Source organism: Streptomyces sp. NRRL S-646, from assembly GCF_000720765.1.
Classification (GTDB): domain Bacteria; phylum Actinomycetota; class Actinomycetes; order Streptomycetales; family Streptomycetaceae; genus Streptomyces.
Genome location: NZ_JODC01000002.1, coordinates 30469 through 53988 on the forward strand (window position 1 = coordinate 30469; position 23520 = coordinate 53988).

Sequence of the window (23520 nt, forward strand, 5' to 3'; positions counted from 1 at the left end):
CAGGCCTTCTAGCGTCACGTCTGCCGAAGGTACTAAGCGGTCGCTCACCGAGCGGGCGTACTGACGACGGACGTACTTTCAAGCGGGCGTACTTTCTCGAGGGCGAGGAGAAGCAGCAATGTCCACCACTGAGCAGCGGGTCGCTGTGGTCACCGGCGGAGCGCGCGGCATCGGCGCCGCCACCGCCGTACGACTGGCCGCCGAGGGCCGCGCGGTCGCCGTGATCGACCTCGACGAGGCCGCCTGCAAGGGCACCGTGGAGAAGATCACCGCGGCGGGCGGCAAGGCCCTCGCGGTCGGTGCCGACGTCTCCGACGAGGCGCAGGTCGAGGCTGCGATCGCACGCGTCGCCGCGGAGCTGGGCGCCCCGACGATCCTCGTCAACAACGCGGGCGTGCTGCGCGACAACCTGCTGTTCAAGATGAGCGTCTCCGACTGGGACACCGTCATGAACGTCCATCTGCGCGGCGCCTTCCTGATGTCGAAGGCCTGCCAGAAGCACATGGTCGACGCGGGCTTCGGCCGGATCGTCAACCTGTCCTCCTCCTCGGCGCTCGGCAACCGCGGCCAGGTCAACTACTCGGCCGCCAAGGCCGGCCTGCAGGGCTTCACCAAGACCCTCGCCAAGGAGCTCGGCAAGTTCGGTATCACCGCCAACGCCGTCGCCCCCGGCTTCATCGCCACCGACATGACCGCCGCCACCGCCGCGCGCGTGGGCATGGGCTTCGAGGACTTCAAGGCCGCGGCCGCCACCCAGATCCCCGTGGCACGGGTCGGCGAGCCGGACGACATCGCCAACGCCATCGCCTTTTTCACGGGCGAGGCGGCCGGGTTCGTCTCCGGCCAGGTGCTGTACGTCGCCGGCGGACCGCTCGACTAGGAGAACACGGACCATGACTGAACTGCCCGCCCTCTCCGGCAAGGCCGCCCTCGTCACGGGCGCCAGCCGAGGCATCGGCTACGGCGTCGCCGAGGCGCTCGTCGCCCGCGGCGACCGTGTCGCCATCACCGGACGCAACGAGGACGCCCTCAAGGAGGCCGTCGACAAGCTCGGCGCCGAGCGCGTCATCGGCATCGCCGGCAAGGCGCACGACCTGGAGCACCAGGCCGAGGCCGTCGAGCGCACCATGGAGGCCTTCGGCCGCGTCGACTACCTGGTCAACAACGCCGGTACCAACCCGGTGTTCGGCCCGATCGCCGACCTCGACCTGAACGTGGCCCGCAAGGTCTTCGAGACCAACGTGATCTCCGCGCTCGGCTTCGCGCAGAAGACCTGGCACGCCTGGCAGAAGGACAACGGCGGCGCGATCGTCAACATCGCCTCCGTCGCGGGCCTCGCGCCCTCGCCCTTCATCGCCGCGTACGGCGTCAGCAAGGCCGCGCTGATCAACCTGACCCAGCAGCTGGCGCACGAGTTCGCGCCCAAGGTGCGGGTCAACGCGATCGCCCCGGCCGTCGTCAAGACCAAGTTCGCGCAGGCCCTGTACGAGGGCCGGGAGGCGGAGGCGGCCGCCGCCTACCCGCTGGCCCGGCTCGGCGTGCCCTCCGACATCGGCGGCGCCGCCGCGTTCCTCACCTCCGAGCAGTCCGCCTGGGTCACCGGCCAGACGCTCGTCGTCGACGGCGGCATCTTCCTCAACGCCGGCGTCGCCTGACGCAAGCGGTTGCGACCGTAACGATCGGGTGCACAAGGGCGCCGTTTCCTTGACGGAAACGGCGCCCTTGTCGTCGTACAGGAGGGGCACAGCTCAATGACAACGTCGTCATAAAGAAGCTGATCAAGGCCCCTGTACCGACCGGGTTCAACCCTCGTTGCACTGCGGTATGGTCTGCCGACCCTTGGTACGGCAGATCGAGGAGCGAGCGCGTGTTCAACCGGAACCGAGGCCTGCGGCAAGCGGCGGCCATCGCGTCCATATCGTCGCTGATGGCGGGGTGCGGCGTCCTCTCGTCGGACTCCTCCGACGGCAAGGGCCCCATCGTCGTCGGCACGACCAGCGCGCCCAGCACACTGGATCCCGCCGCCTCCTGGGACCAGTCCTGGGAACTGTTCCGCAACATTTACCAGACGCTGCTCGGCTACCCCTCCGGAGCGACCACACCGCAGCCGGACGCGGCGGACAGCTGCCGCTTCTCCGACAGCTCGAACACGACGTACAGATGTGAGCTGCGCGAGGGCCTGAAGTTCTCCAACGGGCACCCGCTCGACGCCAAGGCCGTCAAGTACTCCATCGACCGGATCCTGAAGATCGGCGTCAACGGAGGGCCCGCCGGCCTGCTCGGCAGCCTCGCCCGGGTGCAGGCGCTGGGCGACCGGGAGGTCGTCTTCCACCTCAACAAGCCCGACGCCACCTTCCCCTTCGTGCTCGCCACCCCCGCCATGTCGATCGTCGACCCCGCGGAGTACCCCGCGAGATCCCTGCGCAAGGACGACAGCATCGACGGGTCCGGGCCGTACACACTCCAGTCGTACGAGGACGGCAAGAAGGCCGAGCTCGTCAAGAACGACAGCTACAAGGGCTACGCCCAGCGCAAGAACGACGCGGTGACCATCCGCTACTTCCAGGACTCGTCCACGATGGTCACCGCGCTCAAGGACAAGCAGGTCGACGTCGCCTTCCGCGGCCTCAACGCGAACGACATCGTCGACCTCCAGCGCCATGACGCGAGCGGGAACCTCCAGCTCATCGAGGGCTCCGGCATCGAGATCAACTACCTGGTGTTCAACCCGAAGGACTCCTGGGCCGGCAAGACCGCCGTCCGCAAGGCGATCGCCCAGCTCGTCGACCGCGGCGCGATCGCACACAAGGTCTACAAGGACACCGTCGAGCCCCTGTACTCCATGGTCCCCAAGGGCCTGACCGGGCACACCACCGACTTCTTCGACGACTTCGGAAGCCCCAGCACCTCCAAGGCCCACAAGATCCTCGCGGACGCCGGCATCACCCAGCGCGTCCCGCTCACCCTCTGGTACACCACCGACCGCTACGGCTCCTCCACCAAGCTGGAGTTCGCGGAGATCAAGCGCCAGCTGGAGGACTCCGGCCTGTTCACGATCACCCTGAAGAGCCGCCCCTGGAAGACGTACGTGAAGGGTTACCAGAACGGCGAGTACCCGGTGTTCGGGCGCGGCTGGTTCCCCGACTTCCCGGACCCGGACAACTTCATCGCGCCGTTCGTCGGCAACCAGAACGCGCTCGGTACGCCCTATCCGGCGCCCGAGATCACCGGGAAGCTGCTGCCCCGCTCCCGCAGCGAGAGCGACCGCGCCAACGTGGTCTCGGACTTCGAGCAGGCCCAGCAGATCCTGGTGAACGACGCACGGCTGCTGCCGCTGTGGCAGGGCAAGCAGTACGTGGCCGCGAGCGAGGACATCTCCGGCGCGGAGCAGGCGCTGGACCCGTCGACGATCATGCTGATGGGGGAGCTGTCCCGCAAGACCAGCTGGTAGACGGTGCGCTCCGGGCAGTGCGGTGCCGTTGTCAGTGGTCGCCTGTAGGTTCTGAACCTGGAAGCGACCGCACCCGGTTTACCGCACATCGTAAGGAAGTTGACGTGACCGACATCGCCATGCTGCCCGAGTCCTGGCGCGGGGTCCTGGGCGACGAGCTGCAGCAGCCCTACTTCAAGGAGCTCACGGAGTTCGTCGAGGAGGAGCGGGCGAAGGGTCCCGTGTACCCGCCGCGCGAGGAGGTCTTCGCCGCGCTGGAGGCCACACCGTACGACCAGGTGAAGGTCCTGGTCCTCGGCCAGGACCCGTACCACGGCGAGGGACAGGGACACGGCCTGTGCTTCTCGGTCCGTCCGGGCGTCAGGACCCCGCCGTCGCTGCGCAACATCTACAAGGAGATGAAGGAGGAGCTCGGCCTGCCCGTCCCGGACAACGGCTATCTGATGCCGTGGGCCCAGCAGGGCGTACTGCTGCTCAACGCCGTGCTCACGGTGCGCGGCGGCGAGGCCAACTCGCACAAGGGCCGCGGCTGGGAGAAGTTCACCGACGCGGTGATCCGCGCGGTGGCCGACCGGCCCGACCCGGCGGTCTTCGTGCTGTGGGGCAACTACGCGCAGAAGAAGCTGCCGCTGATCGACGAGACCCGGCACGTGGTGGTCAAGGGCGCCCACCCCTCCCCGCTGTCCGCGAAGAAGTTCTTCGGCTCCCGCCCGTTCACACAGATCAACCAGGCCGTGGCCCTCCAGGGCCACCAGCCGATCGACTGGACCATCCCGAACCTGGGCTGACCACACCGCCGGGCCGGTTCCGCACCGAATCGGCCCGGTGCCGCCTGACCGGGATTGCCGCGGACGGCGGTTAGCGTCGGTCGGGACAGCCGACCAGCCGGCGAGTGTGTGCGGAGGACGCGGTGGCCAACGGGCAGGAGCAGGCGGCGCCGGACGCCGTGATGACGCGGATCGGGCAGGTCGTCATGCTGCATCACGCGGGCGACCGCGAGGAGGCCCGGCACCGCTTCCTCCAGCTGTGGGCGGAGATCGGCGGGGACGGCGACCCGCTGCACCGCTGCACCCTGGCCCACTACATGGCCGACACCCAGGACGACCCCGCGGACGAACTGGCGTGGGACCTGCGGGCGTTGACCGCAGCCGAGGAACTCACGGATGACCGCCTCGGCGAACACCAGGGCACCCTCGCGGTCCGCGCCCTCTACCCCTCGCTGCACCTGAACCTGGCGGCCGACTATGTGAAGCTCGGCCGCAGCGGCGCCGCCCGTACCCATCTGCGCCATGCCCGTCGCGCGGCCGGGGCACTGGCGGACGACAGCTACGGGGACGGGGTGCGGGCGGCGATCGGGCGGCTGGAACTGCGGCTGGGGGAGGGGAGCCCGGACGGCGACGGACGGTGGGGGCCGCCACGACAGCGGCCGTAGAACCTGTCCTGAGCGGCTACGGCCACCTCACCTCCCGTACGCCTGCTTGCAGATGACCGCCTCTGGGCTGTCCGCCCGCCAGCCCCCGTATCTCCGGCCGAGGGCACACACGTCCGAGTTCTTCGCGTTCTTCGGGACCGGCTCGTACACGTCCGGGACCTCGACGTGCGGCTGCCCATGGTGCCCGGGCTCCGGATGCGGCGGCCGGGGACGGGGCCGCGAATACGAGTGAGGCGCCGCCGGGTGCCCGGCCGACGGACCCTGCCGCTCGGGTGGCTTGCGCTCCGGCCGCCCGGTCGGGGCGACCCCCTCCAGCGCCTCATGGACCGGCGCCTGCACGATCTGCGGGGTCCCCTGGTCGTCCGGGTACGGCGCCGACGGCGCCGACGGCGGGGACGGTGCCGGCAGCGGGCCGGACACGGGCGGGCGCTGGATCGTCACACAGCCGGCGAGGGCCGAGACGGCCACGGTGACCAGGAGCGTTGCGGTGGTCGTCGTTCGATGCACCCGCGCAACGATGTCGGGTCGGGCGGTCCCGGGGGCAGCGTATGAGCGAAGGATGCCCCGCGCGGGTGATCTCCCGCCCCGTACGGGGGCCGGGCGCGCGCTCGGGGTGACGTCAGTCGCCCGTGGCACCGTCGATGCGTTCGCGGAGCAGGTCGGCGTGGCCGTTGTGGCGGGCGTACTCCTCGATCATGTGGGTGTGGATCCAGCGCAGGTTGAAGCGCTCGCCGGTGCGCCGGTGCCTGCCCTTGGAGGTGTCGTCCAGGGCGAAGCGTGCCGCGTTGCTCCGTGCGGCCTCGATCTCGGCCTGCCAGGTGGCGTATGCCTCCGCCCAGGTGTCGGCGTCGGTGAGACGGAACTCGCCGTCCGGGTTCTCGTCGCTGTAGTAGATCGGGCCCGCGTCCTCGTCCGCGAGGACCCGGCGGTACCAGGACCGCTCCACCTCGGCCATGTGCCGCACCAGCCCCATCAGGGACAGTGTGGACGGTTCCACGGAGGCGGTCCTGAGCTGTTCGTCGGTCAGGCCCTCGCACTTCCAGGCGAGGGTCTGGCGGTGATAGTCCAGCCAGCCGTCCAGCATGGTGCGTTCGTCGGCGGTGGTTGCGGGTTCACGGCGCTCGGTCGTCATGACCGCATCCTTTCCCAACGGATCCGGACCGGCCACGAGTTTTCAGCGGCCCGGTCGTGCCGCGGACGGGATTCACTCCGTGGTACTGCGGTGCGGTCGATCCGCGTGGTCCGCGTCGGCCGTACGCAACACCGCGGCCGCCGCACTGTCCAAGGCGCGACCGGCGCTCCTGCGCAGCTTCGTTTCCCTCGCCGGCCGGCGGCCGCCGCAGCCGCCGTATGCTTCCGGCAGGACCCCGGCAGGCAACCGCTAGAGGAGACCACCCCGTGAAGGTCGGCTGCATCGGACTCGGCGACATCGCGCAGAAGGCCTACCTTCCGGTGCTCGCAGGACTCCCCGGGATCGAGCTGCACCTGCACACGCGTACGCCCGCGACGCTCGACCGGGTCGGCGACAGCCTCCACCTGCCGGCGGACCACCGCCACACCACCCTGGACGCGCTGCTCGCCCAGGACCTCGACGCCGCCTTCGTGCACGCCCCCACCATCACGCACCCGGAGATCGTGACCCGGCTGCTGGAAGCGGGCGTGCCGACCTACGTCGACAAGCCCCTCGCCTACGAACTCGCCGACTCCGAGAGGCTGGTCGCGCTCGCAGAGGAGCGCGACGTGTCGCTCGCGGTCGGCTTCAACCGGCGCTTCGCACCCGGATACACGCAGTGCGCCGAGCACCCCCGTGAGCTGATCCTCATGCAGAAGAACCGCATCGGGCTGCCGGAGGAGCCGCGCTCGATGATCCTCGACGACTTCATCCACGTCGTGGACACGCTGCGCTTCCTGGTGCCGGGGCCCGTCGACGACGTGACGGTACGCGCGCGCGTGGAGGGCGGACTGCTGCACCATGTCGTGCTGCAGCTGGCCGGGGACGGGTTCACCGCGCTGGGGGTGATGAACCGGCTCAGCGGTTCGGCGGAGGAGATCCTCGAGGTGTCCGGACAGGACACCAAGCGGCAGGTCCTCAACCTTGCCGAGGTCATCGACCACAAGGGCCAGCCGACCGTGCGGCGGCGCGGGGACTGGGTGCCGGTGGCCCGGCAGCGCGGCATCGAACAGGCGATGCTTGCCTTCCTCGACGCCGTACGGGCGGGGAAGGTGCTCAGCGCCCGGGACGCACTGGCGACTCACGAACTGTGCGAGCGGGTGGTACGTGCGGTTGAGGACCGGGCCGCCTGAGCCGGACCGCCCGGGCGCCCTCGGCCGCGCACCACACGGCGAGGATCAGCAGCGCGGCGTGCACTGGCCAGTCGCCGTAGCGGACGTATGGGGTGGTGCCGCGGGCCAGTGGTATGTCATACATCACTCCCGCGCTGGAGCCCGTCCCCATCCAGGACCCCAGTCGCTGCCCGCTCGCCCCGTACACGGCGGACACCCCCGTCAGCGTCGCGTGCACCATCGGCCGCCCGGTCTCCGCGGCACGCAGCGCGGCCAGCGAGGCGTGCTGCTCGGGCGCCCAGCTCTGCTGGAACGTCGATGTCGCCGACTGCGCTATCAGCACCTCGGCGCCGTCCTGGGCGAGATGGCGGCTCATGTCGGGGAACGCCGACTCGAAGCAGACCATCGGGCCGATGCGCAGCCCGTGTCCCACGTTCATCACGACCTGCTCCGAACCGCGCCTGCGGTCCTCGCCGGCCGCCTTGCCGACGGAGGTCGCCCAGCCCAGCACCGAACGGAAGGGGACGTACTCGCCGAAGGGCACGAGCCGCATCTTGTCGTAGCGGTCGCCGGTCAGCCCGTCCGGGCCGACGAGCACCGAACTCTTGTAGATGCCGGGTTTGTCGGAGCGCCGTGCATCCACGTTGACCAGGATGTCGGACCCCGTCTCGCGGGAGAGGGCCGCGATGCGTTTCGCGAGGTCGGGGCGTTGGCCGAGGTCGAAACCGACGCTGCTCTCGCCCCACACGATCAGGTTCGGGTGCTGCCCGGCGAGCTGTCGGGTGAGCTGTTCCTCGCGGTCGAAGCGCTTGTCGGCGCCGTCGATGACGCCCGGCTGTACGACGGCGATCCGCACCCGGCCGTCGACGTCCGGACGCGGTGCCCACGCCCAGGCCGCCGAGGTCGCCGCGGCGGTCGCGACCAGGCCCGCCATGGCCGGAACCCAGACCGCAGTGGTATGTGACATCCCACTGACCCGCAGCACCACCACCCCGGCGACAGCCACATTGACGGCCACCACCAGGAAGCTGAGCAGCCACACCCCGCCGACCGACGCGAGCCGCAGCGCGGGTTCCACCTGCCACTGACTGGAGCCGAGCATGCCCCACGGGCCGCCCAGCCCCTGCCAGGAACGCACGAACTCCACCATCAGCCAGGCCGACGGCAGCACGACCAGCGCGGCCAGGCCGCGCCCCGGCCCGGGCACCCCGCCCAGGAAACGCCGCACCAGCCAGCCCCACGGCGCCCACAGCGCCCCAAGCAGCGCGGCGATGAGGAAGATGAACACATGCAGGCTCGGCAGCAGCCAGTGGTGCACGGCCACCATGTAGCCGAACCCGCCGCACCAGCCGTCGTAGGCCGCGCGCTTCCCGGTGGGCGCGGAGCGGACCAGCACGATCCAGGGGACCAGCGCGACGTAGGCGAACCACCACAGCGACGGGGCGGGGAACGCGAACACGGGCAGGGCGCCCGCCAGCGCGGCGATCGCCGAGCGCCGCCACGGGGAGGCGAGCCATGGACCAATGGTCTTCATACGGCACCTCCTCCCTACCCGGCGGTGGCTCCAGTGTGCGTGCTTTCGTTGATCGTGGACAGAGGGCCCCGGATCACTCGGCCGCGGGGGCCACACGCGGCTCGGGAAGGCGCCGCCACTTCTCCTCCACGACGACCTCGCGCAGCCGCCAGCCGTCGTACGTTCGCAGCAGCCCGAAGGCGTACCGGCCGCCGCACACGAAGTCGGGCGCGGCCGTTCCTCCTCCGTCCGCCGTGAACCGCATCGGGTTCACGTAGTCGGCGCGCACGCGCGCGGTGTCGCCGATGTCCTGCTCCAGCATCCCGAACCGCACCCGCCGGTTGACGATCAGATGCTGCCGCATCGGAAACAGCAGCATGCTCTCGGCAAGCCACGCGGCGACCTGCCCGGCACCTCCCTCGATGCCTCCGGCCGAGCGGTAGTCCGCGCGTCCGTCGGGGGTGAACAGCCCCCGGTACGCCTTCCAGTCACCGTCGTCCACGGCCGCCGCGTAGTCGGTGACCACTTCGTCGACGGCCAGCCGGTCCATCACGGTCGCGAGCTCCACGCGCTGCGTCATCGGCTCAGTGTTGGGCATGGGACGTGCCGGGCCAAGGGGGCGTGCGACGACGACACAACTTCGTTGTCAGCGCCGTCCAACTTCCTTGTCCGCGCCCGCCGTTCGACGTCCGTCGCGTCCGGGTGCCGAACGGCGATTCCTATACTGACCGGATGATCACCATTCCGATCGGCGCGCTCGAAGTGGCCATGGTCCAGTCCGGGACCAGGGCCGCGGACACGCTACGGGACACCGCCGAGTTCGCCCGGCGCATCGAAGACCTCGGGTACCTGCGGCTCTGGTACGCCGAGCACCACCACTCCCCGGCCATCGGAGCGTTCCCGCCCGTTGTCCTGACCGCGCACGCGGCCGCGCTGACGTCGTCCCTACGCCTCGGTTCCGGGGGCGTGCTCGCCCCGAACCACGCGCCGATCATGCTGGCGGAGCAGTTTGGCACGCTGGCCGCGCTGCACTCCGGCCGAATCGACCTGGGCATCGGCCGCGGCCCGGGCACGTTCGACGAGCCGACCGCGCGGGCCCTGCGGCGCGGGGCCGGGCCGGCAACGGACGACGAGTACCGGGACGACGTTTCGGCGACCCTGCGTTTCCTGGTGGACGAGGTCGCGCTCGGCCCGCTCCCGGAGCCGTGGCTGCTTGCGTCGAGTACGGCCGGTGCGGCGCTGGCCGCGGAACTCGGACTGCCGATCGCCTTCGCCCATCACATCCGCCCGGACAACACCCTCGCCGCACTCGATCACTACCGGGCCCATTTCTCCCCGTCCCGCTGGTGCGCGCATCCCCGGGTGCTGATCTGCGTGGAAACGGTGTGCGCCGAGACGCAGCAGGAGGCGGCCCGGCTGGCGGGCCCGATGGATGTCGTCAAGGCCGGCCTCCTCAAGGGACGGGGCGACATCCCCTTCCCCACCCCCGAAGAGGCGGCCGCCCACTCGTTCACCGCGGAGGAAGAGCGGGCACTGTCGGGCTTCCGCGCCCAACAGGCCCACGGCTCACCCGACATCGTCGCGAAGCAGTTGGCGGACCTGGTGGAGGTGACCCGCGCGGACGAACTCATGCTGGTGACGCCCGTCTACGCGTTGGCCGCACGCCTGCGGTCGTACGAACTCGTCAGACAGCACGTCGCCCCGGCCGTGTGAGGCGGGGGGCACCGCGGGGTCTCCCCGTCAGGCCGCCTCGATGACGTCGCTCTGGATCGCCGCCGCCCACTCGATCACCAACAGCTCGTACTCCGCGCGCTCCTGGGCCGACAGAGAACCGCCCGCGCGCATCCACAGCGCACGGATCTGCTCGTTGACCTCGGCGGCAGAACGCACGGAACCAGGGGTTGAGGAATGGGGGGACATGCGCACAAGCCTAGGGGCAAGCACTGACAGTGCGCTACCGGACGGCTACCCATGCCGTATGTCATTGGTCACGGATTTTCGCGGGGTCGCCCGGAGCAGCAACTTCCGTATCGTGGCGGAGCGTTGAGGTCCGCAGTTCCGCCGGAGCGCCGGACCCTGGTCAGCCCGCCGACTCTGCCGCGTGCGGGCTCAGCGCGCCCGCCGTGACCAGGGCGATGATGACGATGCCCAGCGCGATGCGGTACCAGACGAAGGGCATGAAGCTCTTCGTCGAGATGAACCTCATGAACCAGGCGATGACGGCGTACCCGGTCGCGAAGGCGATCACCGTCGCGAACAGCGTCGGGCCCCAGGAGACATGATCGCTCTCCAGCGCGTCCTTCGTCTCGAACAGGCCCGACGCCAGCACCGCAGGGATCGCGAGGAGGAAGGAGTAGCGGGCCGCGGCCTCGCGCTTGTAGCCCATGAACAGGCCGCCGCTGATGGTGGCACCGGAGCGGGAGACGCCCGGGACGAGGGCTGCCGCCTGGCACAGGCCGTAGACCAGACCGTCCTTCACGCCCAGGTTCTCGAGCGTCTTGCGCTGCTTGGGTGCCCGGTGCCGGCCGCCCGTCTCGTCGCGCGCCGCGAGCCGGTCGGCGATGCCGATGACCACACCGATGACGATCAGCATCGTCGCGGTGATCCGCAGATCGCGGAACGGCCCCTCGATCTGGTCCTTGAACAGCAGCCCGAGCACGCCGATCGGGATCGAGCCGACGATCACCAGCCAGCCCATCTGCGCATCGTGGTTGCGGCGCATCTCCTTGTCCACCAGCGAGCGCGCCCAGGCCGAGATGATCCGCCCGATGTCCCTGCGGAAGTAGATCAGTACAGCGGCCTCCGTGCCGATCTGCGTGATCGCCGTGAAGGCCGCGCCGGGGTCCTTCCAGCCCGAGAAGGCGGCGGTCAGCCGCAGATGCGCGCTGGAGGAGACGGGGAGGAACTCGGTCAGCCCCTGGACGAGTCCGAGGATGAGGGATTCAAACCAAGACATGGATGTACGGCGTCCAAGTGCTGATCGTGGCAGGCGCGACGGGACGTCACGCCGGCGGGCGTCGTGATCACGGGTGTGCAGGGCAGCCTAACCTCCGGGGCCGACAGGCCCGGCACAGGGGTTTCGGCGGCAACCGGCGGCCTTGGGTTTCGGGTGGTTGACCAGGTGCGGGGGCGGAGCTTACGTTTCTGGGAGGAGAAAGCGCTTGCTGACGCTGCTCCTCCTCGTAGCTCGTCGTTCCCGGAGGAGTGCTGATCAGGTCCATGTCCACGTCCGAGACCCACCCCGGGACGTCCCAGGCGCTCTCCGCCCCGCCGGCCGGCCGGCGCATCCGGGCCGCCGTCATCGGCACCGGCGCCATCGGGCGGGGTTCGCACCTGCCCGCGCTGGCCAGGCTCGCCGAGGAGGGCGAGACGGAGGTCGTCGCCGCAGTCGACATCGATGCCACTGCCGTCGAGGAGTTCTGCCGGGCGAACGGGATCCCGCACGCCTACACCGACCTGGAGCAGATGCTCCGCGAGCAGCGCCCCGACCTGGTGAGCATCTGCACCCCGCCGACCCTGCACCGCGAGCAGACGATCGCCGCTCTGCGCGCCGGGGCGTGGGTGTGGTGCGAGAAGCCGCCGGTGCCGACCCTCGCGGACTACGACGCGGTGGAGGCCGAGGAGGGCAAGGACGGCGGCCCCTACGCGTCGATCGTCTTCCAGCACCGCTTCGGCTCGGGCTCGCGGCACATACGGCGGTTGCTCGCCGAGCAGGCCATGGGCCGGCCGCTCGTCGCGCACTGCCAGACCACCTGGTACCGCGACACCGCCTACTACGCCGTGCCCTGGCGCGGCCGCTGGGCGACCGAAGGCGGCGGCCCCGCCATGGGCCACGGCATCCACCAGATGGACCTCCTGCTGGACCTGCTCGGCCCGTGGCGCGAGGTGCGCGCCATGGCCGGGCGCCTGGTGCACGACGTGGAGACCGAGGACGTCTCGACCGCCCTGATCCGCTTCGAGAGCGGCGCGATGGCAACAGTCGTCAACAGCGTCCTGAGCCCCGACGAGGTCAGCCGCATCCGTATCGACTGCGAACGCGCCACGGTCGAGCTCACCCACCTCTACGGCCACTCCAACGCGAACTGGCGCATCACCCCGGCCCCCGGCGTGCCCGGGGACGAGGCCGCCGCCTGGCAGGACTTCGGCGCGGACGTGCCCAGCTCGCACCTGGAGCAGCTGCGGGAACTGGTGGCGAGCATGCGCGCGGGGGAGCGCCCGCGCAGCAGCGGGGCCGACGGGCGCACGAGCCTGGAGCTGATCGCCGCGATCTACAAGGCGGCGTTCACGGACACCACCGTCAAGGCCGGCGAGATCGGTCCCGGGGACCCCTTCCACACGGCGATGCACGGTGGAGCGCCCGGCTGGGCACCGGTTGCTCCCGTGGCGGCCGAGGAGGTGTCCGCGTGACCGGTCTGCGTGTCGTGCACGCCCACGGTGAGCGCATCACGATCGCCGAACGGGCAGGCGGCGTCGAGCTGTTGAGCTACGTGTACGCTCCGGAAGCGGCCTGGGAGTCCCCGAAGCCGTACATCCACCCACTGCGCACCCTGGCGGGCGAGGTCGTCACCGACTACCGGCCGAGCGACCACCGCTGGCACAAGGGTCTGCAGCTGACGGCCTCGCACCTGTCGGGCGCCAACCTCTGGGGTGGCAACTCCTACGTCCACGGCGAGGGCTACCTCGAACTGCCCGAACGCGTCGGCTCGATGGCGCACGTCGCCTTCGACGAGGTGGCGGTTCACGACGACCGCGCAGTGATCGCGGAACGGCTGACCTGGCACCCGTACAGCGGGGAACTGTGGGCCGACGAGGAGCGTCGTATCGAGATCCACGACGTCGACGCGGAGTCCGGCTCCTGGGCGCTGACCTGGACCAGCGCCGTCACCAACCGCCGCGACGAGCCGCTCCGCTTCGGCAGCCCGACCACCGCAGGGCGTGAACTGGCCGGTTACACCGGCCTGTTCTGGCGCGGCCCGCGCGCCTTCCGCGACGGCCGGATCATCGGCCCCGACGCCGAGGGCCCCGGCCTGATGGGCGAGCAGTCGCCCTGGCTCGCCTTCTGTGGCGAACACGACGGCAGCGACGGCCACGCGACCCTCGTCTTCGCCCACGCCTCCGAGAACGACCACCTGGGCGAGCGGGGCACCCACCCCGCCCACTGGTTCGTACGCAACGAGCCGTTCGCCGCCGTCGCCCCCTCCTGGGCCTTCTACGACGAACTGGAACTCGCCCCCGGCGACACCCTCACCCGCCGCTACCGGATCGTCGTGGCCGACGGTTCGTGGGAGCGGGAGGAAATCACCAAGTACCTGGAGGCGCATTCGTGGTGAGCACAGGGGAGTTCACGGGACTGCCGGGCTCGGTCGCCGTCTCGCACCTGTCCGTCTACGACTGGCCGGCCGTCGACGGTGTCTGCGGCGGAACTCCCCATATGCACCTGACCTGTTCGGAGGCGTATGTCGTCACCGGCGGCCGGGGGGCCGTGCAGACACTCACGACGTCCGGGTACGAGGTCACGCCCCTCGTACCCGGCACGGTCGCCTGGTTCACGCCGGGCACCATCCACCGCCTGGTCAACGAGGACGACCTGCGCATCACGGTGCTGATGCAGAACAGCGGCCTGCCGGAGGCGGGCGACGCGGTCCTGACGCTGCCGCCGCAGTACCTCACCGACGCGGAGACGTACGCCGCCGCGACCAGGATTCCGACGGATGTGCCGGAGGTGGAGCAGGAGCGGTTCGCCCGCACCCGCCGGGACCTGGCCCTGGAGGGCTACCGGGCCCTGCGCGAGGCGGACGGCCCCGAGGCGCTGGCCGCCTTCCACCGCGCCGCCGCGGCACTGGTACGCCCCCGGCTCGCCGAGTGGCGCGAGCGTTGGCGACGGGGCGCGGAGGCGGCCGCTGCAGCCACCGGGGAGCAGCTCGACCGCCTGGAAAAGGGCGACGCCGGCCATCTGGCGGAGGCCGTCGTCAGGGCCGAACTGCCTTCGGCGTATGGGAAGTTCGGGATGTGCGGGCGGTTGGACGTGTACCGGGGCGAGTAGGCCGCGCTCCCGTGCGGCTGTTGCGCCTCACGGCGTTGCAACAGGTGTGGCTGATGCAGCGCGGAGCGCTGTGCCCTGCAGTCCCGTGATGCGCTGGATCACGAACATCACGAGGACGGCCGCGGCCAGGTTGAGTGCCTCCGTCACCAGCAGGAGCGGCATCGAGGTCCCGTCCCCGAGCCGGGATGCCATGGCGATCACGGTGTGCCCTGCCCACGCCACCCACCAGACGTTCACCAGGACCTCGTCGCGGCCTTTCTCCGTCGTCCCGAGGCTGCTCGCACGGAGTACATCGAGTACGAGTCCGCGCGGAACCCACAGGTTGACCACCGGTATCAGCCAGGCCACGACGGCCCACACGCCTGGTTCCGAGGCGACACCCGGAGAAAGGACCCGTGCGTTTCGCCGGCAGCGGCTGAACCACACCAGGAAGAAAGCGGCCGCGGCGGTCGTGAGGTACACGAACACCATCGATCTGAAGCCCGACTTGTTCAGCGACGCGTTCGTGGGGTGCAGATCATGAGCTCTGAGGGCCAGTGCCCGGAAGACGTCCGCGGCGGCTGCCGCGGCTATCGCGGCCTGCGAGAAGCGGGCAAGGAGCCATGGTGCGTTCATGACAGGGCTGTTCGCTGTGCCGACCGGACTGTTCACAGTGGGATACCTATTTCCAGCAGCGCGGCACGCACTGTGGCGGCGCAGCAAAGGGATCGGGCGCCTCGGATCATAGATCGCCCCGCGCCCGAGCGGGCCGGATTTGCCGCGACATCGACAGACGCGGGGCGAGGGCGCTTGCTGATCTTGGTTTCTCCGGTCAGGCCGCAGTCGGTCCCGTCACCGTCCAGCCCTCGGCCTGCGGGTGGGCGGTCAGGTCCTCGTGGTGCACCGGCTTGCCGCAGGCGCGGCAGGTGACGACCGGGACCAGTTCGTTGCCGCAGATGTGCTCGACCGCCATGGGGAGGTCGACCCCGTTGCGGACGTGGCGGTCGCCCCACTCCTTGAGGGTCATCAGGACGGGCTCCAGTTCGAGCCCCGCCTGGGTGGGCCGGTACTCGAAGCGCTGCGGCCGCTCGCTGTAGACGCGCTTCGTCAGGATCCCGGCGTCCACGAGGCGGCGCAGCCGGGTGGCCAGGACGTCGCGCGGGGCGCCGATGTTGCGCACCAGCTGGTCGAAGCGCCCGTTGCCCAGACACACCTCCCGCAGGACGAGCAGGGAGTACTTCTCGCCCACCAGCGCCAGGGCGTCGGCGATGGAGCAGGGGCGTGGGTCCTTGGTCGCGGCCATGACGCCCAGTCTAGGGGAGGGTTTGTTTTTCCAACCTTCAGAGTTATGGTGAGTTTGGATTTCCTACTCACGAGTAGTTCCCGTCAATTCGCCGTGGAGGCACGCACATGCGTGACGCAGTCATCGTCGAAGCCGTACGCACGCCGATCGGCAAGGGCAAGCCGGGCGGCTCCCTCGCGCACGTCCACCCCGTCGAGCTCCTCGCCCACACCCTGCGCACCCTCGTCGACCGCTCCGGCGTCGACCCGGCACTGATCGACGACGTCATCGGCGGAACCGTCGACCAGGTCGGCGAGCAGGCCATGAACACCACCCGCTACGCCGTCCTGTCGGCGGGCTTCCCGGAGACCGTCCCGGCGACCACCGTGGACCGCCAGTGCGGCTCCTCCCAGCAGGCCGTGCACTTCGCCGCGCAGGGCGTCATCTCGGGCGCCTACGACCTAGTGGTCGCCTGTGGCGTCGAGTCGATGAGCCGGGTGCCGATGTGGTCGAACGTGCCGCCCGGCAAGGACCCCTTCGGCCCCGGCGTCGCCGAGCGCTACGCGGAGGGTCTGGTCCCCCAGGGCATCAGCGCCGAACTGATCGCCGCCAAGTGGTCGATCACGCGCGACCAGATGGACGCCTTCGCGGTCTCCTCGCACCACAAGGCCGCCGAGACCTGGAGCCAGGGGCTCTTCGACGCCGAGGTCGCACCCCTGGAGGGCGTCACGCGAGACGAGTGCGTACGGCCGGGCAGCACCCCGGAGATCCTCGCCGGTCTCCGGCCCGCCTACCACGACCCGGCCTTCGCCGAGCGCTTCCCGCAGATCGAGTGGAACGTCACCGCGGGCAACGCCAGCCCCGTCAACGACGGCGCCTCCGCCGTGCTGATCACCTCCAGCGAGACCGCGGCCCGCCTCGGCCTGCGCCCGCTCGCCCGGCTGCACAGCTTCGCCGTCACCGGCTCCGACCCGCTGCTGATGCTCACGGGCGTCATACCGGCGACCGAGAAGGTGCTGCGCAGGGCCGGACTGACCCTCGACGACATCGACCTGTTCGAGGTCAACGAGGCGTTCTCCAGCGTCGTCCTGGCCTGGCAGCAGGAGACCGGCGCCGACCTCGCCAAGGTCAACGTGCACGGCGGCGCGATCGCGATCGGCCACCCGCTCGGGGCCAGCGGCACCCGTCTGACGACCACCCTCGTGCACGCCATGCGCGCGCGTGGCGCACGCTACGCCCTGCAGACCATGTGCGAGGCGGGCGGACTGGCCAACGCGATGATCCTGGAAGGTGTGTAGCCGGCCCTCAGCGTCCGCGCAGCTGGTGCCGCTTGCGCCAGGCCACCACCGCGGCCACCAGAGCCGGTACGGCGATACAGGCCATGGCGATCAGGAAGGCGGGGGACGTCGGCGCCGAGGCTCGGGCTCCGGCGACGACGTACGCGGCGGTGTTCGGAATCGAGCCGAGCGCCGTTGCGAGCAGGAAGGGCGCCCAGCCCATGCGGGAGACGGCGGCACAGTAGTTCGCAGCCCAGAACGGCACGCCCGGGAACAGCCGGACCGCCATCATCGAACGGAACCCGTGCCTGCTGAACTGCCCGTCCACCGTCTTCAGCAGCCGGCCCCGCAGCAGCGGGCGCAGCGCGTCCTGCCCGAGCACCCGGCCCAGACCGAAGGAGATCCCGGCGCCGAGCACCGTGCCCACCAGGGCCGTCCCGGTGCCGAGCTGGGAGCCGAAGAGCGCGCCCGCTGCGAGGTTCAGCAGCGGCCGTGGTACGAACGCCACACTGCACAGTCCGTACGCAACCGCGAACACGACGGCAGCCGCGGCCCCGCCGAGCTGCGGCGGCCAGCCGTGCGCCAGCATCCGCTGTGGCTGGAAGAGCAGCACGGCACCGGCGGCGGCCGCGAGCATGACGACGAGCAGGGACAGCCGCGACCACGGCGAGAGCAGCACGCGCGTGCAGCGCGCGCCGAGGCTCTGCGACGGTGCGGGTACGGCGACGGCGAGCTCCGTGGCGGCGGCCGGGGGAGAGGCCGTGGCGGTGCCCCCAGAGCGGGTGGTGGCATCGAGCATCCGGTGACACTAACCGACAAATGTGTGTGATCGCCGTATGGTTCGTCCCATGAGCGTCACAGGTGAGGTCACCACGCATGTGCCGTTCAGCACACTCGCCGACACCGTGCTGGAGCGGCTCACCGCCACGTACGCGGCCGCGGCCGACCCGGAGCGCGCCGAGTCCATGCGCGCGTACATGAAGGACGTGGCCCCCTTCCTGGGTCTCACCACGCCCGTCCGCCGGGCCCTGTCCCGCACCGTCGTCGCAGCTCTGCCGCGTCCCGACGAGGGTGACTGCACGGCGATCGCCCTGCGCTGCTGGCAGTTGCCCGAGCGGGAGTACCACTACTTCGCCGTCGACTATCTGCGCCGCCACGCGCGCGTGTGCACCTCCGGCTTCCTGCCGGTTGCCCGGCACCTCGTCGCCACCGTCCCCTGGTGGGACACCGTCGACGCGCTCGCCGCCCACGTGGTGGGCGGGCTGGTCGCGGCCGACCCCCGGCTCACCGCGGACATGGACGCCTGGATCGCCGACGACGACCTGTGGGTCGCCCGTACCGCCCTGCTCCACCAGCTGCGCTACAAGGAACGCACCGACGCCGAGCGGCTCTTCGCCTACTGCCTGCGCCAGTCCGGACACCCCGACTTCTTCATCCGCAAGGCCATCGGCTGGTGCCTGCGCGAGTACGCCAAGACCGACCCGGAGGCCGTACGGGCCTTCCTGGCGCGGGAGCGCGGGCGGTTCGCGCCGCTGTCGGTCCGGGAGGCACTGAAGAACATCGGGGCCTGAGCCGGAGAGGCGCCCGAACTCCCCTGACCTGAAAAACCATTCGACGCGGGGCAAAGCGTCGGCAATGATCGACGTCATGTTCCGGTACGCCTTCCACCTCGCAGCATCCGCAGTCGCGGATGCCCCGAAGGCTGCCGTTCCCACTCTCGTCGCCGCAGTCGACGGCGCCCGAAGCTGACCCTCTCCGGATCGTCCGGCGGACCCCGCAGGGGGAGGGTCGGCGAGTCCTCGGGGTCCCCATCTCTCTTGATCCTTCCTACGAAGAGGCTTCGAGGTATCGCCATGCCCAAGACGGCATACGTGCGCACCAAACCGCATCTGAACATCGGCACCATGGGCCACGTCGACCACGGCAAGACCACCCTGACCGCCGCCATCACCAAGGTGCTGGCCGAGCGCGGGACCGGCACCTTCGTGCCGTTCGACCGCATCGACCGCGCCCCGGAGGAGGCTGCCCGCGGCATCACCATCAACATCGCGCACGTCGAGTACGAGACCGACACCCGCCACTACGCGCACGTGGACATGCCGGGCCACGCCGACTACGTCAAGAACATGGTCACCGGCGCCGCGCAGCTCGACGGGGCGATCCTCGTCGTCTCCGCGCTCGACGGGATCATGCCGCAGACCGCCGAACACGTCCTGCTCGCCCGCCAGGTGGGCGTGAACCACATCGTCGTGGCCATCAACAAGGCCGACGCGGGCGACGAGGAGCTCACCGACCTCGTGGAGCTGGAGGTCCGCGAGCTGCTCACCGCGCAGGGCTACGGCGGCGACGCCGTGCCCGTCGTGCGGGTCTCGGGGCTGAAGGCCCTGGAGGGCGACCCGCGGTGGACGGCGTCCATCGAGGCGCTGCTCGACGCCGTGGACACGTATGTGCCGATGCCCGAGCGGTACTTGGACGCGCCGTTCCTGATGCCCGTGGAGAACGTGCTCACCATCACCGGCCGTGGGACGGTGGTGACGGGCGCGGTCGAGCGGGGCGTCGTCCGGGTGGGCGACCGCGTCGAAGTCCTCGGCGCCGGTGTCGAGACCGTCGTCACCGGCCTGGAGACCTTCGGCAAGCCCATGGAGGAGGCACAGGCCGGCGACAACGTGGCGCTGTTGCTGCGCGGGGTCCCGCGGGACGCCGTCCGGCGCGGACACGTCGTGGCGGCGCCCGGCAGCGTGGCGCCGAGCCGCCGCTTCTCCGCGCGGGTGTACGTCCTGTCGACGCGCGAGGGCGGACGGACGACTGCGGTGTCGACCGGCTACCGGCCGCAGTTCTACATCCGCACCGCGGACGTGGTCGGCGACGTCGACCTCGGCGAGACGGCCCTCGCCCGGCCCGGCGACACCGTGAGCATGACGGTCGAGCTCGGCCGTGACGTGCCGCTGGAGCCAGGGCTCGGCTTCGCGATCCGCGAGGGCGGCCGCACGGTCGGCGCGGGCACGGTGACGTCGGTCGGCTGAGCCTGCACGGCGCCCGCCCCCTCGGGGGCGGGCGCCGCGCATCCGGCTGTCCGGACCCGATTGTCAGTGCCGTGCGCAAGACTTGATCGCACACGCAGTCGTGGGTCGTGGAGAGACGGGGGAGACCATGACGGGCAGGGCTTTGGTGCTCGGCGGCGGGAGTGCCGACGGGATCGGACGGCTGGTCGGGACGGTGTACAGGCTGTCCGAGGCGGGCGTCGATCTCGGGGACGCCGACGCGGTGTTCGGTACGTCGGCAGGGTCGGCGGTGGCGGCCCAACTCCAGGCGCTGCGCACACCACAGCGGGCAGACGGCTTGCCGAACAGGGCGTCCGGGGGCGCGGTCGTGACACCCTCGGCGGCCGCGAAGGACGCGATCGGCCGCGACGCACCGGACCCTGCCGTCCGGGCGCCGTCGGCCCGGGCGGGACGTGAACAGGCGAAGGAGCACGCGAGACAGGTGGCGCGGGTCCGGGGCGGCTGAAGCAACGGCCCCGGGCCGCGCGCCCGCGCCTCCCGCTCCCGGCACAATGAACCCGTGGACGAGCCGATACCCGTGACCCGAGACGTCGATCACGGCACCGCCAAGCTGATGCCCGACGTCGACCGGAAGCGGGCCTGGCTGCTGACGGTCGACGGGGCGCCGCAGTCGTACGTGGACCTGGACGAGCCGGCCCACCTGGAGTTCGAGTACGCACGACGGCTCGGGCACGTCCTGGACACCCTCGCGGAACCTGGCAGTCCGCTGGACGTGCTGCACCTCGGCGGGGGCGCGCTCACTCTGCCCCGGTACCTGGCAGCGACCCGGCCCGGCTCGCGACAGGACGTCGTCGAGGCGGACCGCGCCCTGCTGGAACTGGTCCTGGAGCACCTGCCGCTCCCGGAGGGCTCGGCCGTCGCCCTGCACACCGCCGACGCCCGGACCTGGCTGGAGGCGGCCCCCTCGGACTCGGCGGACGTGCTCATCGCCGATGTCTTCGGTGGATCGCGCGTCCCGGCCCACCTCACCTCCGTCGCCTACGCCCGCGAGGCCGCCCGGGTGCTGCGCGACCGGGGCGTCTACCTGGCCAACCTCGCCGACGCCGCGCCCTTCGCCTTCCTCCGCTCGCAACTCGCCACCTTCGCCACGGAGTTCGAGGAGCTGGTGCTGATCGCCGAACCGGCCGTCCTGCGCGGGCGACGCTTCGGCAACGCCGTGCTCGTCGCCGCGCACCACCCCGTCGACACAGTCGCCCTGGCCCGGCTCATGGCAGCCGACGCCTTTCCGGCACGGGTCGAGTACGGGACCGGAGTCCGCGACTTCATCGCGGGCGCGCGCCCGGTGCGGGACGCGGACGCCGTGCCCTCACCCGAGCCCCCCGACGGGACGTTCGGCATCGGCTGAACCCTCCACGGGCACTCGGCGGACCCGTCACCACGGGCCTGGTGCTCCGCCGCGGGTTGCGCACGTCCGGCACGCATACGACCGCTGCCGAAACGGCCCTCTGGCCAGCGAAGGCTACTCGTGGGTAACATGCTCGTCATGAGCGCAGACCAGATGTCGATCGGCGAGATGCTCGCCGCGACGGTGCCGATGGCCCGGACCATGAACCTCCAGTTCCTGGAGACCACGCCGGAGAAGGCCGTGGTGTCCCTGCCGGACCAGGGCGAGTACCACAACCACGTCGGCGGGCCGCACGCCGGCGCGATGTTCACCCTCGGCGAGACCGCCAGCGGGTCGATCGTGCTGGCCGCCTTCGGGGAGCAGCTGGCGCGGGCCGTGCCGCTCGCCGTGCGCGCCGAGATCGCCTACAAGAAGCTGGCGATGGGAGCCGTCACCGCCACCGCGACCCTCGGCCGCCCGGTGGCCGACGTCGTCGCGGAGCTGGACGCCGGGGGGCGGCCCGAGTTCCCGGTGTCGATCGAGATCCGGCGCGCCGACGGCGCTGTCACCGGTGAGATGACCGTTGTGTGGACGCTGCGTCCCAACGGCTGAGCAGCTCTTGCAGGCTGGGCCCGGGGGTGTGTCGCCCCCGGGCCCAGCCTGCGTTCGGTCCGGGGCTCCGCGGCCGAGCCGCTGAGGTCACAGCCCCGGGAGAGTGCAGGATCAGGCCACCAGTCGGCGGCGTCCGGTGTCGTTGCCTTCCTCCATCCCGGCGACGAACTCCTTGAGCCAGGCCGTGAATTCGGGGCCGAGGTCGTCGCGGTCGCAGGCCAGGCGGACCACGGTGCGCAGGTAGTCGCCCTTGTCGCCGGTGTCGTAGCGCAGGCCGTCGAAGACGACGCCGTGCACCGTGCCGCCCGCGGCCAGTTCCTGCAGGGCGTCGGTGAGCTGGATCTCGCCACCGCGGCCGGGCGGAGTGCGCTCCAGGGTGTCGAAGACGGCCGGGTCGAGGACGTAGCGGCCGATGACCGCGTAGCTGCTGGGTGCGTCCTGGCGGGACGGCTTCTCGACCAGGCCGGTGACGCGGACCACGCCGTCCTCGCCCGTCGCCTCGACGGCGGCGCAGCCGTAGAGGTGGATCTGCTCCGGCGGGACCTTCATCAGGGCGATGACGCTGCCCGTGTGCCGGTCTCGCACGTCGAGCATGCGGCTCAGGAGGGTTTCGCGGGGGTCGATCAGGTCGTCGCCCAGCAGGACGGCGAAGGGCCGGTCGCCGACGTGGCGGCGGGCGCACAGGACGGCGTGGCCGAGGCCGAGAGGCTCGCCCTGGCGGATGTGGTGGATGTTGGCCAGGCGGGCGGGATCGCGCACGGCGTCCAGACGTATCGCGTCGCCCTTGGCGGCGAGCGCCTGTTCCAGTTCGAAGGCGTTGTCGAAGTGGTCCTCGATGGCGCGCTTGTGGCGTCCGGTGACCATGAGGACGTCGTCGAGCCCGGCCGCGGCGGCCTCCTCGACGACGTACTGGATGGCCGGCTTGTCGACGACCGGCAGCATCTCCTTCGGGGTCGCCTTGGTTGCGGGCAGGAAACGGGTGCCGAGGCCGGCGGCGGGGATCACGGCCTTGGTGACCGCACGGGGGGAAGTGGCGTGGGGGACGATCATGCGGCTCATGCTGGCGCACGCGGATGAGAGTCCGCAGAGAGAAACGTGGGATCCCGCTGTGGGTCCGCCCGGCAGTGGAGGTTTCGTGTACCAAGCGCCCGGGGGTGCACACAACTCGGCGGCCGCCCTACGGTTGTTTCGAATGCGGGTGCGGATACCGCCGGTAACTTATTTGAAGTTGCCGCGTTTTGAACTTTCGTCACTCGAACTCC

26 protein-coding genes are annotated in these 23520 nt (G+C 70.8%); 16 read left to right on the forward strand and 10 right to left on the reverse strand.

The annotated features are described in order from the left end of the window. The first annotated feature begins 118 nt into the window (after nt 1–118). From fabG to IH68_RS0102710, 5 genes are all read left to right on the forward strand, one after another. Nucleotides 119–880 (forward strand): 3-oxoacyl-ACP reductase FabG, encoded by a 762-nt coding sequence (gene fabG / locus IH68_RS0102690; protein ID WP_030927677.1) that lies wholly within the window; start codon nt 119–121, stop codon nt 878–880. A gap of 13 nt (nt 881–893) precedes the next feature. Next, nucleotides 894–1655: an SDR family oxidoreductase gene (locus IH68_RS0102695; protein ID WP_030927681.1), complete on the forward strand. Its 762-nt coding sequence runs from the start codon at nt 894–896 to the stop codon at nt 1653–1655. 212 nt (nt 1656–1867) lie between these two features. After that, complete coding sequence (locus IH68_RS0102700; protein ID WP_030927684.1) at nt 1868–3451, forward strand: ABC transporter substrate-binding protein; 1584 nt, start codon at nt 1868–1870, stop codon at nt 3449–3451. A 104-nt stretch (nt 3452–3555) separates the two neighbouring features. Beyond that, the gene (gene ung, locus IH68_RS0102705) at nt 3556–4239 is read left to right on the forward strand and encodes a uracil-DNA glycosylase (protein ID WP_030927687.1); all 684 of its coding nucleotides are present in this window, start codon (nt 3556–3558) and stop codon (nt 4237–4239) included. A 122-nt stretch (nt 4240–4361) separates the two neighbouring features. Beyond that, a complete protein-coding gene (locus IH68_RS0102710; protein ID WP_030927690.1) occupies nt 4362–4883 on the forward strand; it encodes a hypothetical protein in 522 nt (173 codons plus the stop codon). 27 nt (nt 4884–4910) lie between these two features. On the opposite strand, the gene IH68_RS0102715 is transcribed toward IH68_RS0102710, so the two are convergent. Both IH68_RS0102715 and IH68_RS0102720 read right to left on the reverse strand, forming a co-directional pair. Next, nucleotides 4911–5390, reverse strand: coding sequence for a hypothetical protein (locus IH68_RS0102715; RefSeq protein WP_030927693.1), 480 nt, complete (start codon nt 5388–5390; stop codon nt 4911–4913). A 112-nt stretch (nt 5391–5502) separates the two neighbouring features. Further along, on the reverse strand, nt 5503–6015 hold the full coding sequence (locus IH68_RS0102720; RefSeq protein WP_030927696.1) for a DinB family protein: 513 nt from the start codon (nt 6013–6015) through the stop codon (nt 5503–5505). A gap of 266 nt (nt 6016–6281) precedes the next feature. Between IH68_RS0102720 and IH68_RS0102725 the strand changes: the two genes are divergently transcribed. Next, nucleotides 6282–7187 (forward strand): Gfo/Idh/MocA family protein, encoded by a 906-nt coding sequence (locus tag IH68_RS0102725; protein ID WP_030927700.1) that lies wholly within the window; start codon nt 6282–6284, stop codon nt 7185–7187. On the opposite strand, the gene lnt is transcribed toward IH68_RS0102725, so the two are convergent. Both lnt and IH68_RS0102735 read right to left on the reverse strand, forming a co-directional pair. Continuing rightward, nucleotides 7111–8700 (reverse strand): apolipoprotein N-acyltransferase, encoded by a 1590-nt coding sequence (lnt, locus tag IH68_RS0102730; RefSeq protein ID WP_030927702.1) that lies wholly within the window; start codon nt 8698–8700, stop codon nt 7111–7113. The genes IH68_RS0102725 and lnt overlap by 77 nt on opposite strands. 73 nt (nt 8701–8773) lie before the next feature. Then, a complete protein-coding gene (locus IH68_RS0102735; protein ID WP_030927705.1) occupies nt 8774–9259 on the reverse strand; it encodes a nuclear transport factor 2 family protein in 486 nt (161 codons plus the stop codon). A gap of 152 nt (nt 9260–9411) precedes the next feature. Between IH68_RS0102735 and IH68_RS0102740 the strand changes: the two genes are divergently transcribed. Further along, nucleotides 9412–10392: an LLM class flavin-dependent oxidoreductase gene (locus tag IH68_RS0102740; RefSeq protein WP_030927708.1), complete on the forward strand. Its 981-nt coding sequence runs from the start codon at nt 9412–9414 to the stop codon at nt 10390–10392. Nucleotides 10393–10419: 27 nt separating this feature from the next. On the opposite strand, the gene IH68_RS0102745 is transcribed toward IH68_RS0102740, so the two are convergent. Continuing rightward, on the reverse strand, nt 10420–10599 hold the full coding sequence (locus IH68_RS0102745) for a hypothetical protein (protein WP_030927711.1): 180 nt from the start codon (nt 10597–10599) through the stop codon (nt 10420–10422). Between the two features lie 160 nt (nt 10600–10759). Next, complete coding sequence (locus IH68_RS0102750) at nt 10760–11635, reverse strand: undecaprenyl-diphosphate phosphatase (RefSeq protein WP_030927714.1); 876 nt, start codon at nt 11633–11635, stop codon at nt 10760–10762. 263 nt (nt 11636–11898) lie between these two features. On the opposite strand from IH68_RS0102750, the gene IH68_RS0102755 reads away from it, so the two are divergent. From IH68_RS0102755 to IH68_RS0102765, 3 genes are read left to right on the forward strand one after another with little or no spacing between them, the layout of a single operon-like run. Then, complete coding sequence (locus IH68_RS0102755; RefSeq protein WP_037884502.1) at nt 11899–13086, forward strand: Gfo/Idh/MocA family protein; 1188 nt, start codon at nt 11899–11901, stop codon at nt 13084–13086. Further along, nucleotides 13083–14009: a PmoA family protein gene (locus tag IH68_RS0102760; protein ID WP_030927720.1), complete on the forward strand. Its 927-nt coding sequence runs from the start codon at nt 13083–13085 to the stop codon at nt 14007–14009. Before IH68_RS0102755 ends, IH68_RS0102760 begins: the two co-directional genes overlap by 4 nt. Continuing rightward, nucleotides 14003–14722, forward strand: a complete 720-nt coding sequence (locus IH68_RS0102765; protein ID WP_030927723.1) for a cupin domain-containing protein — start codon at nt 14003–14005, stop codon at nt 14720–14722. Before IH68_RS0102760 ends, IH68_RS0102765 begins: the two co-directional genes overlap by 7 nt. A 27-nt stretch (nt 14723–14749) precedes the next feature. Here IH68_RS0102765 and IH68_RS0102770 read toward each other — a convergent pair whose 3' ends face one another. Together IH68_RS0102770 and IH68_RS0102775 are read right to left on the reverse strand one after the other, a co-directional pair. Beyond that, entirely contained in the window at nt 14750–15337 is a 588-nt protein-coding gene (locus IH68_RS0102770) for a DUF4328 domain-containing protein (RefSeq protein ID WP_030927726.1), read from the reverse strand. Between the two features lie 196 nt (nt 15338–15533). Next, on the reverse strand, nt 15534–16004 hold the full coding sequence (locus IH68_RS0102775; protein WP_030927728.1) for a winged helix-turn-helix transcriptional regulator: 471 nt from the start codon (nt 16002–16004) through the stop codon (nt 15534–15536). A gap of 107 nt (nt 16005–16111) precedes the next feature. Here IH68_RS0102775 and IH68_RS0102780 point away from each other — a divergent pair, with 107 nt between their 5' ends. Beyond that, the gene (locus tag IH68_RS0102780; protein ID WP_030927731.1) at nt 16112–17281 is read left to right on the forward strand and encodes a thiolase family protein; all 1170 of its coding nucleotides are present in this window, start codon (nt 16112–16114) and stop codon (nt 17279–17281) included. Between the two features lie 7 nt (nt 17282–17288). Here the strand turns inward: IH68_RS0102780 and IH68_RS0102785 are convergent, their stop codons facing one another. After that, nucleotides 17289–18059: a TVP38/TMEM64 family protein gene (locus IH68_RS0102785; protein WP_030927734.1), complete on the reverse strand. Its 771-nt coding sequence runs from the start codon at nt 18057–18059 to the stop codon at nt 17289–17291. A gap of 49 nt (nt 18060–18108) precedes the next feature. Here IH68_RS0102785 and IH68_RS0102790 point away from each other — a divergent pair, with 49 nt between their 5' ends. The 5 genes from IH68_RS0102790 (at nt 18109) to IH68_RS0102815 (ending at nt 22258) form a co-directional block, all read left to right on the forward strand. After that, nucleotides 18109–18831 (forward strand): DNA alkylation repair protein, encoded by a 723-nt coding sequence (locus IH68_RS0102790; protein WP_030927737.1) that lies wholly within the window; start codon nt 18109–18111, stop codon nt 18829–18831. A 282-nt stretch (nt 18832–19113) separates the two neighbouring features. After that, nucleotides 19114–20283, forward strand: a complete 1170-nt coding sequence (gene tuf, locus IH68_RS0102800) for an elongation factor Tu (protein ID WP_030927740.1) — start codon at nt 19114–19116, stop codon at nt 20281–20283. A 127-nt stretch (nt 20284–20410) separates the two neighbouring features. Continuing rightward, nucleotides 20411–20767: a hypothetical protein gene (locus IH68_RS0102805; protein WP_078912286.1), complete on the forward strand. Its 357-nt coding sequence runs from the start codon at nt 20411–20413 to the stop codon at nt 20765–20767. A 54-nt stretch (nt 20768–20821) separates the two neighbouring features. Then, nucleotides 20822–21667 carry a spermidine synthase gene (locus tag IH68_RS0102810; protein WP_030927746.1) on the forward strand — a complete coding sequence of 282 codons (846 nt, stop codon included), beginning with the start codon at nt 20822–20824 and terminating at the stop codon, nt 21665–21667. Nucleotides 21668–21805: 138 nt separating this feature from the next. Then, nucleotides 21806–22258 carry a DUF4442 domain-containing protein gene (locus tag IH68_RS0102815; protein ID WP_180292016.1) on the forward strand — a complete coding sequence of 151 codons (453 nt, stop codon included), beginning with the start codon at nt 21806–21808 and terminating at the stop codon, nt 22256–22258. A gap of 111 nt (nt 22259–22369) precedes the next feature. On the opposite strand, the gene galU is transcribed toward IH68_RS0102815, so the two are convergent. After that, the gene (gene galU, locus IH68_RS0102820) at nt 22370–23317 is read right to left on the reverse strand and encodes a UTP--glucose-1-phosphate uridylyltransferase GalU (RefSeq protein WP_107057393.1); all 948 of its coding nucleotides are present in this window, start codon (nt 23315–23317) and stop codon (nt 22370–22372) included. Nucleotides 23318–23520: the final 203 nt, after the last annotated feature.